We start from the raw sequence: 20,773 nt of genomic DNA, 5'->3' as shown, positions 1-20,773 counted from the left end.
GATTCGTGATTCAGAAGACTCACACCAGCGCCTTGGTCGCCAGTTCGAACACGTTCTTGGAGAGGCCTTCGACGGCCGCAATGCGTTGTAATTGCTCACGCATCTTGCCGCCGAGATCCTCGCGGTAACGCCGCCAGCCGCCGAGGGCCTCGACGAAGCGCGCGGCGGTCATCGGGTTCACCTTGTCGGTGGCGATGATCCAGTCGGCGAGAAAGCGGTAGCCGCTGCCGTCCGGGTCATGGAACCGGGCCGGGTTGAAGCTGGCGAAGGCCCCGACCAGGGCCCGCAGGCGGTTGGGGTTCCTGGCGTCGAAGTCGGGATGGGTGGTCAGACCCATGACCCGGCCGAGCGCCAGCTCCGACGGATCGCGCGCCTGGGCGGCGAACCATTTGTCGATGACCAGCGGCTCGTGCTTCCAGCGGGCGTGGAAGGCGGCAAGCGCCGTGTCGGCCGCCTCGCCACCCAGCGCGATCAGGGCGTTCAGCCCGCCGATGGCGTCGGTCATGTTGTCGGCCGCGCCGTAGTGGGCGCGGGCCCGCTTGATGACGGCCTCGGACGGCCGGGCGGTCAGCAGATCCAGCGCGGCGTTGCGTAGAGCCCGCCGACCGGCGGCCTCGGCGTCGGCGGAGAAGGCGCCGGCGTGGGCCAGGGCGTCGTGCAGCCGGATCAGACGGTCGGCCAGCACCTCGGCCAGCTTGTCGCGCAGGGCGTCACGGGCGTCATGGATGGCGGCCGGATCGGCCGGCTGCATCTCCATGGCCAGGTCCTGCTCGCTGGGCAGGCTGAGCAGCAAGGCCTTGAAGGCGTCGTTGGCGGCCTGATCGTCGAGCGCGCGGCCCAGCGCCTCGGCGAAGCGGGTCTCACCGGCGGGATCAGCCTTGCCGTCGGCCCGCGCCAGCATCAGCCGGGTGGCCAGCCGCTGGCCCGATTCCCAGCGGTTGAACTGATCGCTGTCGGCCGCCAGCAGGACGTAGTCGTGATCGGCCGGGGCGTCGGTCTCCAGCTTTACCGGGGCCGAGAAGCCGCGCAGGGCCGACAGCACCGGCGGCTTCATGACGCCTTCCAGGGTGATGACGGTCTCGGCCCCGTCGAGCACCAGAATCTGGGTCTCGGCCTGGGTGCGGCCATCCTCGTCGAGCAGGCCGAGCGCCACCGGCAGGGGCAGGGCGGTCTTGTTGGGCTGGCCGGGGGTCGGGGCGGTGACCTGTTTGAGGGTCAACTCCAGCTTGCCGGTCGCCGCGTCGTAACGGCGGTTGATCGTCACCTTCGGCGTGCCGGCCTGTTCGTACCAGCCGAAGAAGGCGTCGAGGTTCTTGCCCGTCGCGTCCGCAAAACACTGAATGAAGGCCTCGACGGTGGTGGCGTCGCCATCGTGCCGGTCGAAGTAGAGGTTCATGCCGGCCCAGAAGCCCTCGTCGCCGAGCAGGGCCTTGAGCATGCGGATAACCTCGCTGCCCTTCTCGTAGATGGTCGCGGTGTAGAAGTTGTCGATCTTCAGATAGCTGTTGGGCCGCACCGGATGGGCCAGCGGACCTGCGTCTTCAGGAAACTGCCGGGCCCGCAGGGCCTTCACGTCCTTGATCCGCTGGACGGCGGCGCCGCGCATGTCGGCGCTGAATTCCTGGTCGCGGAAGACGGTCAGGCCTTCCTTCAGGCACAGCTGGAACCAGTCGCGGCAGGTGATGCGGTCGCCCGTCCAGTTGTGGAAGTACTCGTGGGCCACGACGCTCTCGATGCGCTCGTAGTCCATGTCCGTGGCGGTCGCCGCGTCAGCCAGCAGCAGCGAGGAGTTGAAAATGTTCAGCCCCTTGTTCTCCATGGCCCCGAAGTTGAAGTCGCGCACAGCGACGATCATGAAGAGGTCGAGATCATATTCTCTTCCAAAGACTTCCTCGTCCCACTTCATCGCTCGCTTGAGGCTGTCGAGGGCGTACTCGGCGCGCGATGCCATACCCGGATCGACGAACACCTTCAGGGCCACGTCGCGGCCGGTCATGGTGGTGAAGCTGTCTTCCAGCACGTCCAGCTCGCCGGCCACCATGGCGAACAGGTAGCAGGGCTTGGGGAAGGGGTCCTCCCAGACGGCGAAGTGGCGGGCGCCCAGCGTCCCGCTGTCGATCAGGTTGCCATTGGCCAGCAGGTGGTGGAAGGCCGTGTCCGCCTCCATCCGCACTGTGTAGCGCGACAGCACGTCGGGACGGTCGAGGAACCAGGTGATACGCCGAAAGCCCTCGGCCTCGCACTGCGTGCAGAACCGGCCGCCCGACATGTAGAGACCCATCAGCACGGTGTTGCCCGACGGGTCGACCTGGACCTCGGTCTCCAGCGTGAAGGCTTCGGGCAGGCCCGTGAGGGTCAGCGTCTCCGCTGTCTCCTCGAAGGCGTGATCCTGGCCATCGATCCGCACGCGATGGGTGCTGAGGCCCTCGCCATCGAGCACCAGGGTGTCGGACTCGCCGTTCCGCCGGACCGCCAGTGTGGCCTTCACCCGCGTGGCCCCCGGCTGCAGATCGAAGTCCAGGTGGACCGTGTCGATCAGGTGGCTGGGCGGGGTGTAGTCGGAAAGCCGAATGGGCTGGGGCGTTTCGGTGCGCATGACACCGATGTAGCGCCCGGCCATGGCCTGCGCCACGCCCGAGCGCGCGTTCTGATCAAATCGTGTTGCCTGCGTCCGCTTTAGGCGACCGCGGAGCCCTCATCATCCATCTGGTCGCCCGGCGAGGGCACCTCGGCGATGAACCGCTCGATGGCCGCCGCCTGCTGCGCCAGCTCAAGGATGGCCGGCGGGGCGTCATCCGGGGCCTCGGCGACAAGGGCCATCAGCTCCTTGGCGATCGCCTGGAAGCGCGGGGCGCTGGCGATCAGGCGGGCCTGGCGCTCGATGCGGTGGGGGTCGCGGTCGTATTCCGCGCCCGGCGTGCGCCAGCCGCCCCAGTCGTTAGGGTCGGTGACGACAATGGGATAGGTGCCGGGATAGGGGTGGTGGGCGCAGTCAGCCGGTTGCTGCCACTTGTTCTTGGCTCGCAGCAGGCGCCAGCGTTCGCCCTGTTCGTCGGCGTCGACGACCTGATCCTCGGGCTTCAGTTCATGGGCGAAGAACTCGCGGCCGAGGCCGACGTCATAGGTAACCCGGACCGGCTCATCAAAGCCCTTGGCCCAGATGGCGACGATCTTCTCGACGTTGGCCCAGGCCCCGACGGCCTCGACCCACACGCGCTGGTTCTTCTGGAAGACCGTTTTGGCCATGATCCCGCCGTCGCTTTGAACAGACCGCCCATAAAAACCTGAAATCGTTGACGCCAAGTCAATCTTCCCCCGCGCCGAAAGCCGTCTATCTTGCCCTCCGACAGAAGGCGCACGGGTGAGCGCCCGGGAGGATCACGTGAATTTCGACTATTCCGACGACCAGAAGCTGCTGAAGGGCGAGGCGCGCAAGTTCCTCGAGGCCCGCTCGCCGACCAGCGCGGTGCGGGTGGTGCTGAACGACGATGCAGTCTCCTATGACAAGGCCCTGTGGGCCGGCGTCGCCGAGCAGGGCTGGCTGGGCGCGGCGATCCCCGAGGAATTCGGCGGCCTGGGTCTGGGCCACATCGAACTCTGCGCTCTCGCCGAGGAACTGGGCCGCTCGCTGGCCCCGATCCCCTTCGCTTCGACGGTCTACTTCGTGGCTGAGGCCATCCTCCTGGCCGGCAACGACGAGCAGAAGGCGCATCTGCTGCCGAAGATCGCCGCCGGTGAGATCATCGGCTGCTACGCCACCTCGGAAGGCCCCGGCGTGGTCGATGGCGCGTCGCTGAGCTGCACCGTGTCGGGCGGCAAGCTGAACGGCGTGAAGATCCCGGTGACCGACGGCGACATCGCCGACGTCGCCCTGGTTCTGGCCTCCGAAGGCGGCCGGCCCGGCCTGTTCCTGGTCGACCTCAACGACGCCTCGGTGACCCGCGAGACCCTGAAGTCGCTCGACCCGACCCGTTCGGTCGCCAAGCTGACCTTCAAGGACGCCCCGGTGAAGGCCGTCGGCGCCGCCGGCGAGGGCCTGACCATCACCGAGCAGGTGTTCGACCGCGCCGCCGTGTTGCTGGCCTTCGAACAGGTCGGCGGGGCCGATCGCTGCCTGGAAATGGCCAAGGAATACGCGCTCGAGCGCTACGCCTTCGGCCGCGTGATCGGCAGCTATCAGGCCATCAAGCACAAGCTGGCCGACATGTACGTCAAGAACGAGGTCGCCCGCTCCAACGCCTACTACGGGGCCTGGGCGCTCAACACCAACGCCGCCGAACTGCCGGCCGCCGCCGCCGCCGCCCGCATCGCCGGCAGCGAGGCCTACTGGTTCGCCTCCAAGGAAAACATCCAGACGCACGGCGGCATGGGCTTCACCTGGGAAGTCGACTGCCACCTCTACTACCGCCGTTCGCGGCAGCTGGCCCTGGTGGCCGGCGGCCCGAAGGTCTGGAAAGAGCGGCTGGTCGGCCAGCTCGAACGTCGTAACGCCGCCTAAGCGCGAGAGGAAAAGATCATGGATTTCAACGACTCTCCCGAAGAAGCCGCCTACCGCGAAAAGGCTCGCGCCTGGCTCGAAGAAAACGCGGCCGCGCACAAGAACAACAGCTCGGCCAACGGCCGCCGGCCCAACAGCCCCGAGCACATGGCCATGGCCAAGGCCTGGCAGGCCAAGAAGGCTGACGCCGGCTACGCCTGCATCACCTGGCCCAAGGAGTGGGGCGGGGGCGGCGGCACGCCGATCCAGTCGGTCATCTTCGGCCAGGAAGAGGGCAAGGTCGGCGTCAACTACGGCTACTTCACCATCGGCCTCGGCATGTGCGTGCCGACGGTGATGGCCTTCGCCGACGCCGAGACCAAGACGCGCTTCGTCGGTCCCGCCATGCGCGGCGAGGAGATCTGGTGCCAGCTGTTCTCCGAACCGGCCGGCGGCTCCGACGTCGCCGCCTCGCGCACCCGCGCGGTCAAGGACGGCGATGAGTGGGTGATCAACGGCCAGAAGGTCTGGACCACCGGCGCCCAGTACTGCGACTACGGCATCCTGCTGGTCCGCACCGACCCCGACGTGCCCAAGCACAAGGGCATGACCATGTTCTGGATCGACATGCACGATCCGGCCGTGGAGGTGCGTCCGATCCACCAGGCCTCGGGCGGCAGCGAGTTCAACGAGGTCTACTTCACCGACCTGCGCGTGAAGGACAGCCAGCGGCTGGGCGGCGTCGGCGACGGCTGGAAGGTCGCGCTGGTCACCCTGATGAACGAGCGCCTGGCGGTCGGCGGCTCCTCCGGCCCCGACTACAAGACCATCATGGAACTGGCTCGCCAGACCGACGGCATCAAGGACGGCGCCTTCCGCGAGAAGCTGGCCGACTGGTACGTCGCCGCCGAGGGGCTGAAGCTCACCCGCTTCCGCACCATGACCGCGCTGTCCAAGGGCCAGACCCCCGGCCCGGAAAGCTCGATCGGCAAGATCATTGCCGCCAATCAGATGCAGGAGATGAGCAACTACGGCGTCGAGATGGAGGACCAGTACGGTATCCTCACCGACCCGACCGAGGCTCCGCTCCAGGCCGCCTTCCAGCAGTCTCTGCTGTGGGCGCCCGGCCTGCGTATCGCCGGCGGCACCGACGAAATCCTCAAGAACATCATCGCCGAACGGGTCCTGGGTCTGCCGGGCGATGTCCGCGTCGACAAGGACGTGGCGTTCAAGGACGTGCCGACCGGGCGCTAGGCCTCACGGCGCAGGCAACCAGGGACACGTTGGATTTCCTCAGGAAATCCAACGTGTCCCTTTTTCCTTTTCAAGCCGCCGCTTCGGCGATCGCCGCGTCGCTCCAGCCGCCGCGGGCGGGCGCGCTGGCCGCAACGACGCCGGCCAGCTGGTGGTCGCGGGTCAGGACGATGAGGCTTTCGCGGTCGGCGTCGGCCAGGCGGCCGATGACGTCGAGGACGTCCTCGTCCTCGTAGCACCAGTCGATGTAGTGGCTCATGACCGCGAACACCGGGCTGTCGGCATTGAGGCCGCGCGCCAGGCCGTAGTCGACCAGGTCGCGCTCACTGACGGCGCCGATCAGCCGGCCCTCATGGGCGACGGGCAGCTGGTCGAGTTTGGCCTGGGTCAGGGCGGCGGCGGCCTGGCGCAGCGTGGTTTCGTGGGTGAGAGGTTCGGAAACAGGGGTCATCAGGTCGGCGACGAGCATGCGAGATCACTCTCCGGCTTGGCCCCAGCAGGACCACAACAACCAAGTCGGCCCCTTGTTCCAAGGGGTTGAGGGGAGAGGTAGATCGCGGGCAGTGGCTGGAAAGGTCGACGGTTAGGGTTTGACGGCGTCGGTCTTGAGCAGTTCGCTGTAGATCAACGTCGGTTCCGGTTCGCCGGGGTCCAGCTGCACAGCATAAACCGGCCCCCGACTGACGGCCTCGCCAAGCACCGCCTCGGTGGTCGGGGGCAGGAAGCTTCGGCCGGCGGGACCTTCCGTCCAGATCCAGGCGGTCTTTGGGCCCTGCTTCGGTTGCGGCGGGGCGCCGAGGCCGGCGGTGGCGGCGGCCTGCAGGCTATCGAGGCTCGCGCCGGGATCGGTGATGGCGCAGCGACGGATGCGATGGTGACCGTCCTCCCAATCCACGTGCTCCTCGACGACCCGCAGGCGCAGCTCAAGGCCGCCGACGGTTTTGTAGCGCCAGAGGTTGCAGGGCGTCATATCGAGCGTGGCGAGCAGATCGCCGACCTTGGCGTCGTCGGTCCTCGGCATGACGCAGCCGGGTCGCATGGTCCAGCCGTCAGCCTCGGCGGCGGCGAATACGGCGCGGGCTTCACCATGGTTGGCCGCACAGAGGGCCAGCAAGCTGTCCATCGCCGCGTTGGCCGCCAGGGCGGGCGTGGCGAAAAGGCCGAGACCGGCCGCGATGACGTAGGCCCGTGCCAACATGTGCATACCCCCGAAAGCCGCCAGAAGACCTCAACCGGCCGTCTCCCGCTAGCCCCGCTCGATGGTGTGGCCGTTCTGGCCCTTGGCCCTGGTCAGGTTGAAGGCGCTGTTGATCAGGCCGATGTGGCTGAAGGCCTGGGGGAAGTTGCCGACCTGGCGTTTGTCCACCGGGTCGTACTCCTCGGCCAGCAGGCCCAGGTCGTTGCGGATCGACAGCAGGCGCTCGAACAGGGCCTCGGCGTCGTCCAGCCGGCCGATAGCGACATAGGCGTCGACCAGCCAGAAGGTGCAGACCAGGAAGGCGCCCTCGGTGGTGTTGAGGCCGTCATCGATCTCACCGGTGTCGTAGCGGTGGACGAAGCCGCTGTGCAGCAGATCGCGCTCGATGGCCTCGACGGTGCCGATGTAGCGGGGGTCGTCGGCGGCGACAAAGCCCAGTTCGGCGAGCAGAAGCAGGGAGGCGTCGACCGCCTGGCTGCCATAGGAGCGCACGAAGCTGTTTCGCTCGGTGTCGAAGCCGTTGGCCAGGATGTCCTCGCGGATCTCTTCGCGGACGGCGCGGTAGTGTTCGGCGTCGCCGGGCAGTCCATAGTGCTCGACCGCCTGGACGGCGCGGTCGAGGGTGACCCAGGCCATGACCTTGCTGAAGGTGTAGTGCTTGCGCTCCGAGCGGTCCTCCCAGATGCCGTCGTCCGGCGTGCGCCAGACGCGGCAGACATGGTCGGTCAGGGCCCGCTCGACCTGCCAGGCGGCCTCGTTGCCTGTCAGGCCGCCGCGGCGGGCCTGGTGCAGGCTGTCGGCCAGTTCGCCGTAGACATCGAGCTGGAACTGGGTCGAGGCGGCGTTGCCGATGCGGACCGGGGTGGAGCCTTCATAGCCGGGCAGCCAGCTGGCCTCCCATTCGTTGAGGCGGCGCTCGCCGGCGACGCCGTACATGATCTGCATGTCCTGCGGGCTGCCGGCCACGGCGCGCAGCAGCCAGTCGCGCCAGGCCTGGGCCTCGTCGTAGTAGCCGGCGTTCATCAGAGCCAGCAGGGTCAGGGTGGCGTCACGGATCCAGCAGTAGCGGTAGTCCCAGTTGCGGGGCCCGCCGATCTTCTCGGGCAGGCTGGTGGTGGCCGCCGCCACGACCCCGCCGGTGGGGGCGTGGGTGAGGGCCTTGAGGGTGATCAGGGAGCGCATCACCGCCTCGGCCCAGGGGCCCTCTACGGCCGCCTGATTGGTCCAATGGCGCCAGAAGGCCTCGGTGTCGGCCAGGGCCTTGCGCGGGCTGGTGGCGACGGGGAGGGGCTCGTGGCTGGGGGCCCAGGTCAGGGTGAAGGGGGTGGTCTCGCCCTCGCCGACGGTGAAGTCCGCCGACATCAGCCAACCGTCGCCGGTCATGCCGACCGGGGTGCGCAGGATAACCATGTCGGGCCCGGCGATGGCCCGGTGGGCGCCGCCGTCGGTGCGGGCCATCCAGGGGGTGACGGCGCCGTAGCCGAAGCGCAGAGCCAGATCGAGCTTGAAGACCACATGACCGGCGTCGCCCCGGACCATGCGGATCAATTCCGGGTGGCCGTTCCGGCGGGCCATGAAGTCGATGATGGTGGCGCGGCCGGTGGCGGTTTCGAAGGTTGTTTCGAGGATCAGACTATCCTCACGATAACGGCGGCTGGCCTTGTAGCCTTCGTCGGCCGGCCAGATGCGCCAACAGCCGTTGTTGCGGGTGCCCAGCAGGGCGGCGAAACAGGCGTCGCTGTCGAAGCGCGGCCAGCACAGCCAGTCGACCGACCCGTTTAGGCCGACCAGGGCGCAGGATTCGCGGTCCCCGATGAGGGCGTAGTCCTCGATGCGCTGCGTCATGCCTGATCTGGAATTCCCGGTGGTCCGAAGGAGTTGAACGAGTCAGGTAGCCGACGGTTGCAGCGCCCGCACCATGGCCCTGAGGAGCGTCACGGTCTCGGCCTCCGCCTCGCTGTCTCCCTGCTGGCGCCATGCGCTCTGCATCATGATAACCAGCTGCTCGGTCGGATTGATGTAGAGGCGTTGGCCGTATGCGCCGAGGGCCAGGAAGGCGCCGGCGTGGAGGCCGTCGGCGAACGGCGCCCCGGGCAGGGTCCACCAGTGGTAGCCGTACCCGGCCGGACTGCCGGGCGTGATCGCGCCGAAGGCCGTCGCTGCGCAGTCCGGCTGGCCGGCAAGATCGCGCCAGCCGGAGGGGAGGACCTGACGGCCGCTGAAGGCCGTGCCCTCTTCCAGCACCAGCAGGCCGAAGCGGCCCAGATCGCGCAGCCGGGCGCTGAGCCCCATCCCGCCCAGCTCCAGACCATCCTCGGCGTCCAGTTGCCACAGCCCGTCGGCCTCCATGCCGGCCGGCCCCCAGATGGTTTGCGAACAATAGTCGGCCAGCGCCCGGCCGGTGGCCGCCGCCACCACGGCGCCGAGCAGGTAGCTTTCGCCAATCGAGAAGTTGAACACCGTGCCCTGGGGCGCGGCTCGCGGCAGGAAGCGAAGGTCGTCCAGGATCACGCCGGGCTGGCCCCTGGCGAGCGCCCGGCCAAATCGTCTGACGTCCGCGCCGGCTGAATCGTCGCCCTCGTCCCAGGCGATCCCCGAGGCCATTCGCAGCAGGTTGCGAATGGTCACCTCGCCGTAGGCGCATTCCCTCAGCTGCGGCAGGTAGCGGTCGCAGGGGTCGTCCAGGCTGCCGATGGCGCCGTCGTGGAGGGCGGCGCCGACGAGGGTCGAAGTGATTGGCTGGGAAAGCGCGAAGCTCGTCCAGCGGCTCTCCGGTCCGTTGCTCATGCCGTAGCGTTCCAGGGCGACTTCGCCGTTCTTCAGGACCAGGAAGCCGGCCGTGCGCCGCCGGGCCATGAAGTCGTCGACGCTGATCCGCGCCGCGAGCGGACGGGCGTGTGGTGGCAGAGGCCGCACAGCGCCGGCGCGCCGAATCTCCCGGTGTGGCCAGACCTGGTCCTGGTTGCGAAAGGTCGCCGCCTGATCCTCGGGGGTTGTCCGCGTGATGTCGCGCGCCGCGCCGCCCTGGTCGTTTTCGCCCCTGTCCATGGAAAAGGCCCTCCCGTCGGGAGGGCCAGATCGCATCGGGGCGAGGCGGCTTCAACGCAAGTTAAGTTGGCTTGCCCCGGCTCTCCGGGGCTGGCACGGTTACGCCCAGATCAACGGCCCCGGGCCTGGCTGCCTACTCGTTGATCCGCTTGCCGTCCTTCGCCGCCCGCACCAGCCGGATGAATTCCGCCCGTTGCCCGTCCGGGTCCTGGCCGCGCGCGTTCTGCGCCAGGGTCTCGATGCGGTCCCAGCCGAAGCCGGGCGAAAGCCAGGGATCGCCGCGCAGGGTCTGGCCGTAGGCGGCGACGGAGACGGCCCAGCGCGTGGCTTCGGGGGCGGCCTCGATGCTCCGGTAGGCGTTGGCGGCGCCGATGGGCTGCTGGATCAGTTTCGAGGTCTGACCGCCGGGCAGCTTGTAGCGGATCTTGAGGAAGGCCAGTTCACCGGCCGGGCCCGCCTTGGGCGGGTTGGAGACGCCGTAGCGCAGCGGATCGACGCTGGCCGGGCCGCCGGTGGGGGTGACCTCGTAGAGGGCGGTGACGCTGACGCCGCTGCCCACTTCGCCGGCGTCGACCTGGTCGTTGTTGAAGTCCTCGCGGTTCAACATCCGGGTCTCGTAGCCGATCAGGCGGTACTCGGCGACCGTGGCCGGGTTGAACTCGACCTGGATCTTCACATCGTCGGCGATGGGGAAGACGCTGCCGGAGAAGTCGTCGCGGAACAGCTTGCGGCCTTCTTCCAGGGTGTCGATGTAGCCGGCGGTCCCGTTCCCGTTCTGGGCCAGGGTCTGCATCATGGTGTCGTTGTAGTTGCCGCGCCCGAAGCCATAGACCGACAGATAGATGCCGGTCTTGCGCTTGTCGGCGACGAAGTCCTTGAGCTTCGACGGGTCGGCGACCCCGACGTTGAAATCGCCGTCGGTCAGCAGGATGACGCGGTTGACCGCATCCTTGCGGAAGTTCTGCTGCGCCATGGCGTAGGCCAGGGCCAGACCCTCGCCGCCCGCCGTCGAGCCGCCGGCGTGCAAGGCCCCGAGGGCGCAGCGCATCTTCAGCTTCTCGGCCCCGCTGGTGGGGGCGAGCACGGCGCCGGCCGAGCCGGCGTAGGCGACCATGGAGACACGGTCCTCGGGCGACAGCTGGTCGATCAGGACGTTCATCGCCTTGGCGGCGAGCGGCAGCTTGTCCTCGCTGGACATCGAGCCGGACGTGTCGATCAGGAAAACCAGATTGAGCGGCGGCTGTCTGGTCGCCGGGATGGCGTAGCCCTGCAGGCCGATGTGGACGATCTGCTTGCCGGCCGCCCAGGGCGAGGGGGTCACGGCGGTGTAGGCGCGGAAGGGCTCGGCGGCATCGCGCGGCGGGGCGTAGCCATAGTCGAAATAGTTGATCAGCTCTTCGACCCGCACGGCGTCCTTTGGCGGCAGCTGGCCGCCCGTGAGGAAGCGGCGGACGTTGGAGTAGGAGGCGGTGTCGACATCGATGGAGAAGGTCGAGACCGGTTCGGCGGTGACCTGGCGGATCGGGTTGGAGGCGGCGCCCGGGTACTTCTCCGTCTCGATGTCGCCCGGGGCAGGGCTGACAACGCCGCCGTAGCCCATCCGCTTGTCGGCGGTGGAAGGGAGCGCTGCGGGTGCCGCGGCGGTCGGCTGGGCCGGCTTCATCTCGGCGCGGGCCGGCGCCGGAACGCTCAGGACCGGCGGCGGCGCCGGCGCGGGATAGGCGCGCAACTGGGCGACCGGCCGTCCCCGGTAGCCGCCGCCGCGCTCCTGGAGCCGGGCGGGGTCGAAGCCCAGCCTGGCGCAGGCGTCCGGCGTCGGTTGCCCATCGCGGGAGGGCGGCTTGGCGAGGACGGGCAGGGCGGGCGTGCTGGCGGCGGCAAGGATGCACAGGGCGCCGGCGGTGAGGCTCCGGTAGCGGTTCAGGACGGCCATGGTGATTCCCCGGTTTGGTGTTCCCGAATGTCACCTCGCGCCGCAATCAAGGCAATTTATAGACGTAATATGAGCGGATCGGAGGCGTACCCCTGTTATGCGACCCGCAGATTCCCCTGCCGCGAGAATACTGTTCATCCCTGCTTCAGGAACGGGGCAGGAGAGTTCCATACCCTTGGTGGGCGAACCTTGACAGGGACTGATCCGGGACCGAGTGTGGCCCGTTAATTATGGTTAACGGCGGGGATTATGGGGGCTGAGATGTACGAAGCCGATAGCGCCGTGACCGGGGTGGGCACAGTGAGTGAATCCGTTACGCCGTCACGGGTTGCCGTGATTGGAGCCAGGGCGCGTACCGTCCTGATCGGGCTGGCCGTGGCCGCCGTGGTCGGGCCCCTGCTGGGCTGCGACACCGCGCCCGGCGGGCTGTGGGGCAAGAAGGATGGGAACGCCTGTCCGCGGCCCCAGTTGGCCACCGTCTCCTCGCCGCAGTTCAACGCCCAACAGCAGGAGATTCGCATCCTGCGCCGCGGCGCCTTCCGCGGTGATTTCTTCGCCCAGTTGGAGCTGGGGCGCCGTTACGAGGGCCAGCGGGCCATCGACCGCAACCTCGACGATCCGGTCGAGTCCGCCGTCTGGTACACCATGGCCCTGACCAACCCCGACGGGTACGCCCAGGTGGCGGCCAGCGGGCGGCGCGGCGGCAGCGGCGATCCGACCGCCACCTCGCGCTTCGACCATTGCCGCGCTGTTGAGCGCAAGAACGCCTACTCAACCCTGGACCGCCTGCTGGCCCGGATGGATTCCAACGAACAGGACGCCGTGCGCAGCCGGGTGGTCTATGTGCTGTCCAGCCAGGGCGCCGAGGGTTTCCGCACCCTGGCCCGCATCCATGACGACGGCTTCGGCATCTTCGGCGAGCCCGGCGACAACCGCCAGGCGATGGACGCCCGGGGCCGGCCCTACAAGCCGGGTACGCCATCGGTGATCAACCTGTTCCCGCGCAACGACGTCGATGCCTACCTCTACAACTACCTCGCCGTTCAGACCGGCGATGTCGGCGCCTATGTCATGCTCAAGGACTTCGAACGCTCGACCCCGCAACGCGGCGGTTTCGGCAGCTTCGTCGAGGCCAAGGCCAAGCGCTGGGTGCCGCCCTACGAATTCTATCCGCCGGACTCGCCGTCTTCAGGCGTGCCGCACGTCGACGAGAGCAACTGGCGCGACGAGGCCACCGACGTGGCCCTCGACCGGCTGCGCGAGCTGCCCTTCGTGCATATCGCCGAGGCGCTCAACTACCTGAACGTCATCCAGGGCAAGCCGACCAAGGAAGACGACGTCTATCCGGGCGACATCCAGACCCTGCAGGCCATGCTGGGCCGCGAGCCGACCGGCCGGCTGACGCCTATCGAGAAGGTCCGCGCCATCCAGTACGCGGCGGTCAACGGCTCGCCGAAGGCCCAGCTGGTGCTGGCGGTGATGTATTCCGAAGGGGTGGGGGTGCGGCGCGACTACGCCCGCGCCTTCCACTGGTATTCCGAGGCTGAAAAGCAGGGATCGGCCGAGGCCAAGTACGCCATGTCGACCTTCTTCTCGCTCGGCATGGACGGGGTTGCCGATCAGGACAAGGCGCAGGCCGTTGTCTACCAGATCGACGGCGCCCTGGCCGGGTTCAAGCCGTCCGTCGGGCGGCTGCAGCAGGTGCTGGCCCAGGTTTCGCGTGAAAACCGGCAACAGAATCGCCGGGGGGATTACCGCTGATGGACAAGACGCCTTCCTTCCGCCGGCTGTTGCTGGCCGTCGCCACCGCCATGGGCATCGGCATGACCGCCGCGCCTGGGCCGGCCCTGGCCCTGCCTGACGCCCAGATCGATCAGCAGATCCGTCCCAACTTCGGCGGACTGATCACCCCGCCGTTGAAGCCGCGCTACCGGCCCGACAAATGGAAGCCCGGTCGCTACAAGTGGGGCCGCAAGCCCTACCGCCCTGGTTATCGGCCGCGCTACGACGACGGTTATTACGATGACTATCCGCGCGACCAGATGGTCGCGGTCGTCGATTGCGGCAGTGGCGTCTACATCGCCGGCTCGAACGGCAATGGCGGCGGCTCCTACGGCGGCTCGGCCCCGCCGCCTTCGAATGGCGGCAGCAACGGCAATGGCAACGGCGGCTCTGCGCCTCCGCAGGCCGGGGGCTATGGCGACGACCGCGGCGGGACCTATTCCACGCCTGATCGCGGTTCCAGCTACGACGACCGTGGCGGCTCCGGCGACAGCTATGGCGGCTCGGCCGGCTACAGCTCGCCGACGCCAGTGTCCGACGCTCTGCGCACCCTGGCCGACAACGGCGTGCTCTATATCCGCGGCGCCGCGGCCTGCACCGAAACCATCGTCGTCGAGCACCCTGTGGTCATCGCCGGCGAGGGCCCGTCGATCTTCGCGACCGGCGCCGAAACCTCGACCGCCACCATCGCCCCGTCGGCCGGCAACGCCTGCATCCGTATCGCTTCGGGCGTGAAGGGTGTCGAGCTGCGCGACCTGACCCTCAAGACCCAGCAGGGCGGCCGTATGCCCTGTATCGAGGCCTGGGACGCCGAGGTGGCCCTGGTCCGCGTCAATGTCGAATACTGGGGCGACGCCTCGGCGGTCTATGCTTCGGGCGGCCGGGTGATCATGCGCGACAGCGTCATCGAGGCCAAAAGCTGGGATCCGGCCGTGCTGATCGAGGGCGCCGTTATTGACATCGCCCGCACCAAGATCAGCGGCGAGGCGGCTGGCGTCGACCTGACCCCCGGCAACGGCGAAAGCCGCCTGGACCAGGTCGGCATCGTCGCCCGTGGCGGCGAGACGCCCGGGGATGTGGGCCTGCTGGTCCGAGGCCTGCGGTCGGGCACCGGCACGATGACCATCCGCAATGTCGTGGTCTGCGGCTGGACGACCGGTCTGCATCTTGAGCGCGGCGCCAATGTCAACATCGCCCGTAGCCGGCTGTGCGACGCCCAGCGCGGCGTCATTTCGACCGGCGCCAGCCTGACCATCACCGAGAGCGCCATCGGAGCCCGCGAGATCGGCGTCTATGCCGGTTCGGGCCGCACCAAGGTTTCGCGCAGCCGCTTCTACGGCGGGGCGCGGCCGGCCTATGCCGAACCGGGCGCGATCCTCGAGCTGGAGGACAATTGGGTCTATTTCGACGGCGACTGCTGGCGGGCCCGGTATGATCGTGGGCTGTACTGCATCTCGGCGCGCAACCTGCCTGGGTCCTTGCGCGAGCGGGGCTGGTCCGGCGGATACCGCCGCGGCTGGGAAAGCGACGGCTACGACTACGGCTTCCAGCGCGACGGCACGCCGATGCCGCTGCCGCCGGAGCAACCGCCCAAGCAGAAGAAGGGCTGGGGCAAGCCGAAGGCGAAGCCGGCTTATTAGGAAGGGCGACCTACAGTTCCTCCCCCGTCGCTACGCGCCGGAGGAGGAACTGTGGAGCCGGCCTCGCTTCCGTCAGAGCTTCGGCGCCACCCGGGCCTTCGACGCCTGCTCGTAGGCGTACCCGAGGTTCAACAGCGTCGCCTCGCTCCACCTGGGCCCGACGAAGCTCAACCCCACCGGCATGCCGCGCACCAGACCCATCGGCACCGTCAGGTGGGGATAGCCCGCCACGGCCGCCGCGTTGCCGGCGCCGCCGCCGACGTAACGGTCGCCGAGGATGGGATCGATCATCCAGCTCGGCCCCAGCGTCGGGCCGACCAGGGCGACGATGTTGTTGTCCTTCAGGAGCTTGTCCAGCCCGCCCCGCGCCACGCGATCGGCGGTGGCCTTGGCCTTCAGGTAGTCTGGGTCGGTGAGACCGCCCGTCTTCTCGGCCTGCTCGAACAGGTCCTGGCCAAACAGACCCATCTCCTCGGCGGCATGCGCCTTGTTGAAGGCGATGACGTCGGCCAGCGTGCGGACCTGCACCTTCGTCGGATCGGTGGTGGCCAGGTAGTCGGCCATTCCGACCTTCAACTCGGTCAGCAGGATGACCAGCTCCGAATTGCCAGCTTCGGACCAGTTCGGGAATTCCTTGATATCGACCAGGATGGCGCCCTGCGCCTCCAGCACCTTCAGGGCCGCCTCGAAGGCGGCGTCGGTCTCGGTGTGGAAGCCGGTTGCGTAGCGCATGACGCCGATCCGTTGGCCCTTGAGGGCGTCGGCCTTCAGACCGACCGCGTAGTTGCGCTTGTGACTGTCGGCCTCCTTCGTCGCCGGGTCGGCCGGGTCGAAGCCGGCCATGGCGGTCAGCAGGTCGGCGGCGTCCTCGACGCTGGTGGTCATCGGACCGGCGGTGTCCTGGCTGGCGCTGATCGGGATGACGCCGGTGCGCGGGATCAGGCCGACGGTGGGCTTGAGGCCGACAAGGCCGTGGACCGAAGCCGGGCAGGTGATCGAACCGTCGGTCTCGGTGCCGATGGCCGCCCAGGCCAGCCCCGCCGCCACCGCCGCACCGGAGCCGGAGGACGAGCCGCAAGGACTGCGGGCAAGGTCATAGGGGTTGCGGGTCTGGCCGCCGACGGCGCTCCAGCCGCTGACCGAGTCCGAGGAGCGGATGTTGGCCCATTCCGACAGGTTGGCCTTCCCCAGGATGATGACTCCGGCCTTGCGCAGCCGGGCGACGAGCGGCGCGTCCTGCCTGGGAAAGTTGTCCTTCAGCGCCAGGGAGCCCCCGGTGTTGGGCATGCCCTCCACGTCGATGTTGTCCTTGATCAGGATCGCGGCGCCGTTCAGCGGCGGCGGCATGCCCCTGGAGCGGGCGCGAATGTCGGCCTCCCGGGCCTGGTCGAGGGCGGTAGGGTCGGCGCGCAGGATCGCACCGATCTTGCCGTCGATCGCCTTGGCGCGGGCGATGTAGCCCCTTACCGCTTCAACATAGCTGTTGGGCGGCTGGGCGGCGGCAGCCGACAGCGGCAGGGCGGCGACAAGGGCGAGGGCGAGCAGGCGCATGCGAAGTCCTTGAATGATCAGCCGAAGGGAAAGGCGCCGAGCCACCAGGCGCTGGCCAGCCAGATCAGCAACAGCACGCCGCCGGCGAAGCTGAGCGACAGGGCAAGGTCACGCGATGGGCGCAAGGTGGCCTCCCGACTGGAAGACGTCCAGATTGCCCCTATCCGACAGCCCGCGACAATCCATCTCGCCGCCAACATTGCGCGCACGGCGCCGGCGCGATAGCCATGAGGTCTGTTGGGGGTGCGTAGCGATGACCGAAGTCCGCTGTCGGGAATGCCCACACAGGCCGTTGCCGGCCTTCAAGACCGGCACGCCCGAGGAGGTCGACTTCATCCAGACGATGAAGATCGGCGAGGACAGCTTTGGAACCGGCGACATCGTCACGGCGGAGGGGGCGGCGGAGGCGCCGCTCTACACGGTGCTCAGTGGCTGGGCCTTTCGATATCGCACCCTGCCGGACGGGCGCCGCCAGATCCTCAACTTCCTGCTGCCGGGCGACCTGATCGGGGTGCAGGCCAACTTCCTGGGCGAGGCGAGCCATGGGGTCGAGGCCATGGGACCGGCCGTACTCTGCCGCCTGGCGCGGTCGAAGATGTGGGACCTCTATCGGGGCTATCCGAGCCTGGCCTTCGACGTCACCTGGCTGACGGCCCATGAGGAGGGGCTGGTCGACGAGAACCTGCTGTCGGTGGGGCGCCGGAACGCCGCCGAACGGATCGCAACCGTGCTGATGTACCTCTACAAGCGGGCCGCCGCGATTGGTCTGGCCGCCGACGGGGTGTTGGAAACGCCGCTGCGCCAGACGCACCTTGCCGATGCGCTGGGCCTGTCGCGCGCGCACGTCAATGAGACGATCGGCCAACTCGAGAAGCGGGGTCTGTTCCGCTTCCGCCGGGGGCGGCTGGAGATCCTGAACCCCCGGGCGCTGGAATCCCTGGCCGACTACTACGAGCAGCCATTGGCCCCGAGGCCGCTGCTCTAGAGGGCGTTCCGTTACGCGGAACCGGTTATCGGATCAAACGCGCGACCACGGAAAATCCAGCCTACTTCGCCTTCGGCTTGGCGCACTTGCTCCGGTCGCCGGCCTTGCAGGCTTTGACCGCCGCTTCCCAGTCGGCGCGGGCCTTGGCGTTGGCGGCGTCCTGGGCCGCGACACGGGCCTGGTAGTCGGCCATTTCCTTGTCGTAGGCCGCCTTTGAGGCCTGCTTCTGGGCCGCGATGGAGGCTTCGCGCGCCGCCAGGGCGGCCTTGTAGTCGGCCTCGGCCTTCCGGTTGCGGGCTTCGGTCTCGGCGTTGCGGGCGTTGATGTCGGCATTCAGGCGGCGGGTGCCGTCGTCCTGCGCGGCGAGCTCCTCGGGGCTCATGCTGCGACGGGCCCAGGTTTCATTGGGATCGACCGGCTTGGCCACCGGGGCGGCAGGCGCGGCCTGGGCGCCGAACCCCTTGATCCCGCCATCGCCCTCGTAGCGGTCGGCGCCGAAGACGGGGCCGCCCTGGGCCGTCTGTTTCGCCTGAGCCGTCTGCTTGGCCTTCGCCGCCTCGCGGCGTCCGCCGATCAGATCGCTGCCGTTGACGGCGACCAGCCGCGCGCCGCTGCCGTCCTTGGGCTGGGTCAGTTGCAGGGTGCAGTCGCTGATCACCCAGGTGATGCCCTTCCGCCCAGGCGTCGGCGTGCGGCAGGTCCCCGCGAAGGTCTGGCGTTTGTCGCCGTTGTTGAGGGTGTCGGTGCGCTGGTAGGCGAGGCCCTGGACGAGGACTTCGCCGTCGGCGTAGCCGGCCTTGCGGTCCTCGGCCGAGGCGCGAGTGACCTTGGCCGAGCTGCCCTTGATGGTCACCACGCTGCCGCCGCTGGGCCAGTCACCCTGCAGAGGCGCCAGACGGTCGACCGGCGTGGCGGCCAGGGCCGCGCCGGCGGTCAGGGCCAGCGCCAGGGTCAAAAGGGCAGGGCGGTGCATCGTCGTCTCATCCTCATCGGGCGCAGGCGGATGGATTCCACGAAGCCGCCCCCGCCGCCCAGTTTATTCTTTGTAACTCGGCCAAATTCGTAACCAAGATGACGGCCACAAGGGGGCGGCGCCATTGCCTTCGCCCCTCGCGGTCGCTACATCCCGCGCCCAACTCCCCATCCTTTTCGATCGAGATCGCGCGCCCCCATGGCTGCTCAATACATTTTCCAGATGCAGGGCCTGACCAAGGCCTATCCAGGCGGCAAGAAGGTTTTCGAGAACATCTGGCTGTCCTTCTATCCGGACGCCAAGATCGGCGTGGTCGGGGTCAACGGCTCGGGCAAGTCGACCCTGCTGAAGATCATGGCCGGCATCGACAAGGAATTTAATGGCGAGGCCAAGGCCGCCGACGGCGTCAAGCGCGGCTACCTGGAGCAGGAGCCCCACCTCGACGACAGCAAGACCGTCTGGGAAAACGTCATCGCCTGGTGCGATGAGAAGACGGTCTTCGACCGCTACAACGCCATCGCCATGGAAATGGCCGAGAACTACACCGACGAGCTGATGGAGGAGATGACCGCCCTCCAGGAGCGCATCGACGCCGAGAACCTGTGGGACATCGACAGCCGCATCGAGATGGCGATGGACGCCCTGCGCTGCCCGCCCAATGATGCCGGCGTGACCAAACTGTCGGGCGGTGAAAAGCGCCGCGTGGCGCTCGCCCGCCTGCTGCTCAGCAAGCCCGACATGCTCCTGCTCGACGAGCCGACCAACCACCTGGACGCCGAGTCCGTGGCCTGGCTGCAGCATCACCTGGAGGCCTTCCCGGGCTGCGTCATCCTGGTGACCCACGACCGCTACTTCCTCGACCAGGTGACCAAGTGGACCCTGGAACTGGACCGCGGCAAGGGCCTGCCTTTCGAGGGCAACTACTCGGGCTGGCTGGAGCAGAAGCAGAAGCGCGTCGTCCAGGAGCAGTCCGAGAGCGAAGCACGCCAGCGCGCCCTGACCCGCGAACTGGAATGGGTGCGCTCGGGCGCCAAGGCCCGCCAGGCCAAGTCCAAGGCCCGTCTGGCCGCGTATGAGGACATGGTCCGCGAACAGGAAAACAGCCGGCAGGCGCAATCCTACGCCGTCATCCAGATCCCGCCCGGCCCGCGCCTGGGCAACGTCGTGCTCGAGGTCAACGACCTGGAGAAGGAGTACGGCGACAAGGTGCTGTTCAAGGGCCTGACCTTCCGCCTGCCGCCTAACGGCATCGTCGGCGTCATCGGCCCGAACGGGGCCGGCAAGTCGACCCTGTTCCGCCTGATCACCGGCCAGGAAGTTCCCGACGCCGGCAGCATCAAGGTCGGCGAGACGGTCAAGCTGGCCTACGTCGATCAAAGCCGCGACGACCTCGACCCCAACCACACCGTCTGGCAGGCGATCAGCGGCGGCACCGACGTGATGATGGTCGGCAAGCGCGAGATCAATTCCCGCGCCTACGTCGGCAGCTTCAACTTCAAGGGCGGCGACCAGCAGAAGAAGGTCGGCCTGCTTTCCGGCGGTGAGCGCAACCGCGTCCATCTGGCAAAGACCCTGGCCACCGGGGGCAACCTGATCCTGCTCGACGAACCGACCAACGACCTCGATATCGAAACCCTGCAGAACCTGGAAGAGGCGCTCGAAGAGTTCGCCGGCTGTGCCGTGGTCATCAGCCACGACCGCTGGTTCCTCGACCGCCTGGCCACCCACATCCTCGCCTTCGAAGGCGACAGCCATGTGGAGTGGTTCGAGGGGAACTTCGAGATGTACGAGGAGGACAAGAAGCGCCGCCTCGGCGTCGACAGCCTGATCCCGCACCGGATCAAGTTCCAGAAGTTCGCGCGGTAGAGTGATCGATCCGGCGCCCGCCAAGCGCGCCGGATACAATTGAAACGACCGCCCCGGATCGTTATT

At 68.1% G+C, this 20,773-nt stretch carries 15 protein-coding genes; 6 read left to right on the top strand and 9 right to left on the bottom strand.

Annotated features, from left to right (window positions below; all coding sequences use genetic code 11):
* Positions 1–19: 19 nt before the first annotated feature.
* Positions 20–2,596 (bottom strand): aminopeptidase N, encoded by a 2,577-nt coding sequence (gene pepN / locus AC2YG9_RS13565; protein ID WP_487298601.1) that lies wholly within the window; start codon positions 2,594–2,596, stop codon positions 20–22.
* Positions 2,597–2,676: 80 nt separating this feature from the next.
* Positions 2,677–3,246 (bottom strand): hypothetical protein, encoded by a 570-nt coding sequence (locus AC2YG9_RS13560; protein WP_487298502.1) that lies wholly within the window; start codon positions 3,244–3,246, stop codon positions 2,677–2,679.
* Positions 3,247–3,382: 136 nt separating this feature from the next.
* Between AC2YG9_RS13560 and AC2YG9_RS13555 the strand changes: the two genes are divergently transcribed.
* Positions 3,383–4,498 (top strand): acyl-CoA dehydrogenase family protein, encoded by a 1,116-nt coding sequence (locus tag AC2YG9_RS13555; RefSeq protein ID WP_487298501.1) that lies wholly within the window; start codon positions 3,383–3,385, stop codon positions 4,496–4,498.
* Positions 4,499–4,516: 18 nt separating this feature from the next.
* Complete coding sequence (locus tag AC2YG9_RS13550) at positions 4,517–5,731, top strand: acyl-CoA dehydrogenase family protein (protein WP_487298500.1); 1,215 nt, start codon at positions 4,517–4,519, stop codon at positions 5,729–5,731.
* A gap of 70 nt (positions 5,732–5,801) precedes the next feature.
* On the opposite strand, the gene AC2YG9_RS13545 is transcribed toward AC2YG9_RS13550, so the two are convergent.
* The 5 genes from AC2YG9_RS13545 to AC2YG9_RS13525 form a co-directional block, all read right to left on the bottom strand.
* Positions 5,802–6,200, bottom strand: coding sequence for a CBS domain-containing protein (locus AC2YG9_RS13545; protein ID WP_487298499.1), 399 nt, complete (start codon positions 6,198–6,200; stop codon positions 5,802–5,804).
* A gap of 114 nt (positions 6,201–6,314) precedes the next feature.
* On the bottom strand, positions 6,315–6,929 hold the full coding sequence (locus AC2YG9_RS13540) for a hypothetical protein (RefSeq protein ID WP_487298498.1): 615 nt from the start codon (positions 6,927–6,929) through the stop codon (positions 6,315–6,317).
* Between the two features lie 48 nt (positions 6,930–6,977).
* Positions 6,978–8,774 (bottom strand): glycoside hydrolase family 15 protein, encoded by a 1,797-nt coding sequence (locus AC2YG9_RS13535; RefSeq protein ID WP_487298497.1) that lies wholly within the window; start codon positions 8,772–8,774, stop codon positions 6,978–6,980.
* A gap of 42 nt (positions 8,775–8,816) precedes the next feature.
* Positions 8,817–9,977, bottom strand: coding sequence for a serine hydrolase domain-containing protein (locus AC2YG9_RS13530; RefSeq protein ID WP_487298496.1), 1,161 nt, complete (start codon positions 9,975–9,977; stop codon positions 8,817–8,819).
* Between the two features lie 133 nt (positions 9,978–10,110).
* Entirely contained in the window at positions 10,111–11,910 is a 1,800-nt protein-coding gene (locus AC2YG9_RS13525; RefSeq protein ID WP_487298495.1) for a vWA domain-containing protein, read from the bottom strand.
* A gap of 261 nt (positions 11,911–12,171) precedes the next feature.
* Here AC2YG9_RS13525 and AC2YG9_RS13520 point away from each other — a divergent pair, with 261 nt between their 5' ends.
* Both AC2YG9_RS13520 and AC2YG9_RS13515 read left to right on the top strand, forming a co-directional pair.
* Positions 12,172–13,671: a tetratricopeptide repeat protein gene (locus AC2YG9_RS13520; protein WP_487298494.1), complete on the top strand. Its 1,500-nt coding sequence runs from the start codon at positions 12,172–12,174 to the stop codon at positions 13,669–13,671.
* Positions 13,671–15,332, top strand: a complete 1,662-nt coding sequence (locus AC2YG9_RS13515; protein WP_487298493.1) for a hypothetical protein — start codon at positions 13,671–13,673, stop codon at positions 15,330–15,332. Before AC2YG9_RS13520 ends, AC2YG9_RS13515 begins: the two co-directional genes overlap by 1 nt.
* Before the next feature lie 72 nt (positions 15,333–15,404).
* Here the strand turns inward: AC2YG9_RS13515 and AC2YG9_RS13510 are convergent, their stop codons facing one another.
* Positions 15,405–16,883: an amidase gene (locus tag AC2YG9_RS13510; RefSeq protein WP_487298492.1), complete on the bottom strand. Its 1,479-nt coding sequence runs from the start codon at positions 16,881–16,883 to the stop codon at positions 15,405–15,407.
* A 292-nt stretch (positions 16,884–17,175) separates the two neighbouring features.
* On the opposite strand from AC2YG9_RS13510, the gene AC2YG9_RS13505 reads away from it, so the two are divergent.
* Positions 17,176–17,868 (top strand): Crp/Fnr family transcriptional regulator, encoded by a 693-nt coding sequence (locus tag AC2YG9_RS13505; RefSeq protein ID WP_487298491.1) that lies wholly within the window; start codon positions 17,176–17,178, stop codon positions 17,866–17,868.
* A 61-nt stretch (positions 17,869–17,929) separates the two neighbouring features.
* Here the strand turns inward: AC2YG9_RS13505 and AC2YG9_RS13500 are convergent, their stop codons facing one another.
* Positions 17,930–18,841, bottom strand: coding sequence for a hypothetical protein (locus AC2YG9_RS13500; RefSeq protein ID WP_487298490.1), 912 nt, complete (start codon positions 18,839–18,841; stop codon positions 17,930–17,932).
* A 198-nt stretch (positions 18,842–19,039) separates the two neighbouring features.
* Here AC2YG9_RS13500 and ettA point away from each other — a divergent pair, with 198 nt between their 5' ends.
* On the top strand, positions 19,040–20,707 hold the full coding sequence (gene ettA / locus AC2YG9_RS13495; RefSeq protein ID WP_487298489.1) for an energy-dependent translational throttle protein EttA: 1,668 nt from the start codon (positions 19,040–19,042) through the stop codon (positions 20,705–20,707).
* The last annotated feature ends 66 nt before the right edge of the window (positions 20,708–20,773 follow it).

This window comes from Caulobacter sp. SRI_014 (genome assembly GCF_057586315.1).
This window is presented reverse-complemented; position numbering and strand designations above follow the sequence as displayed.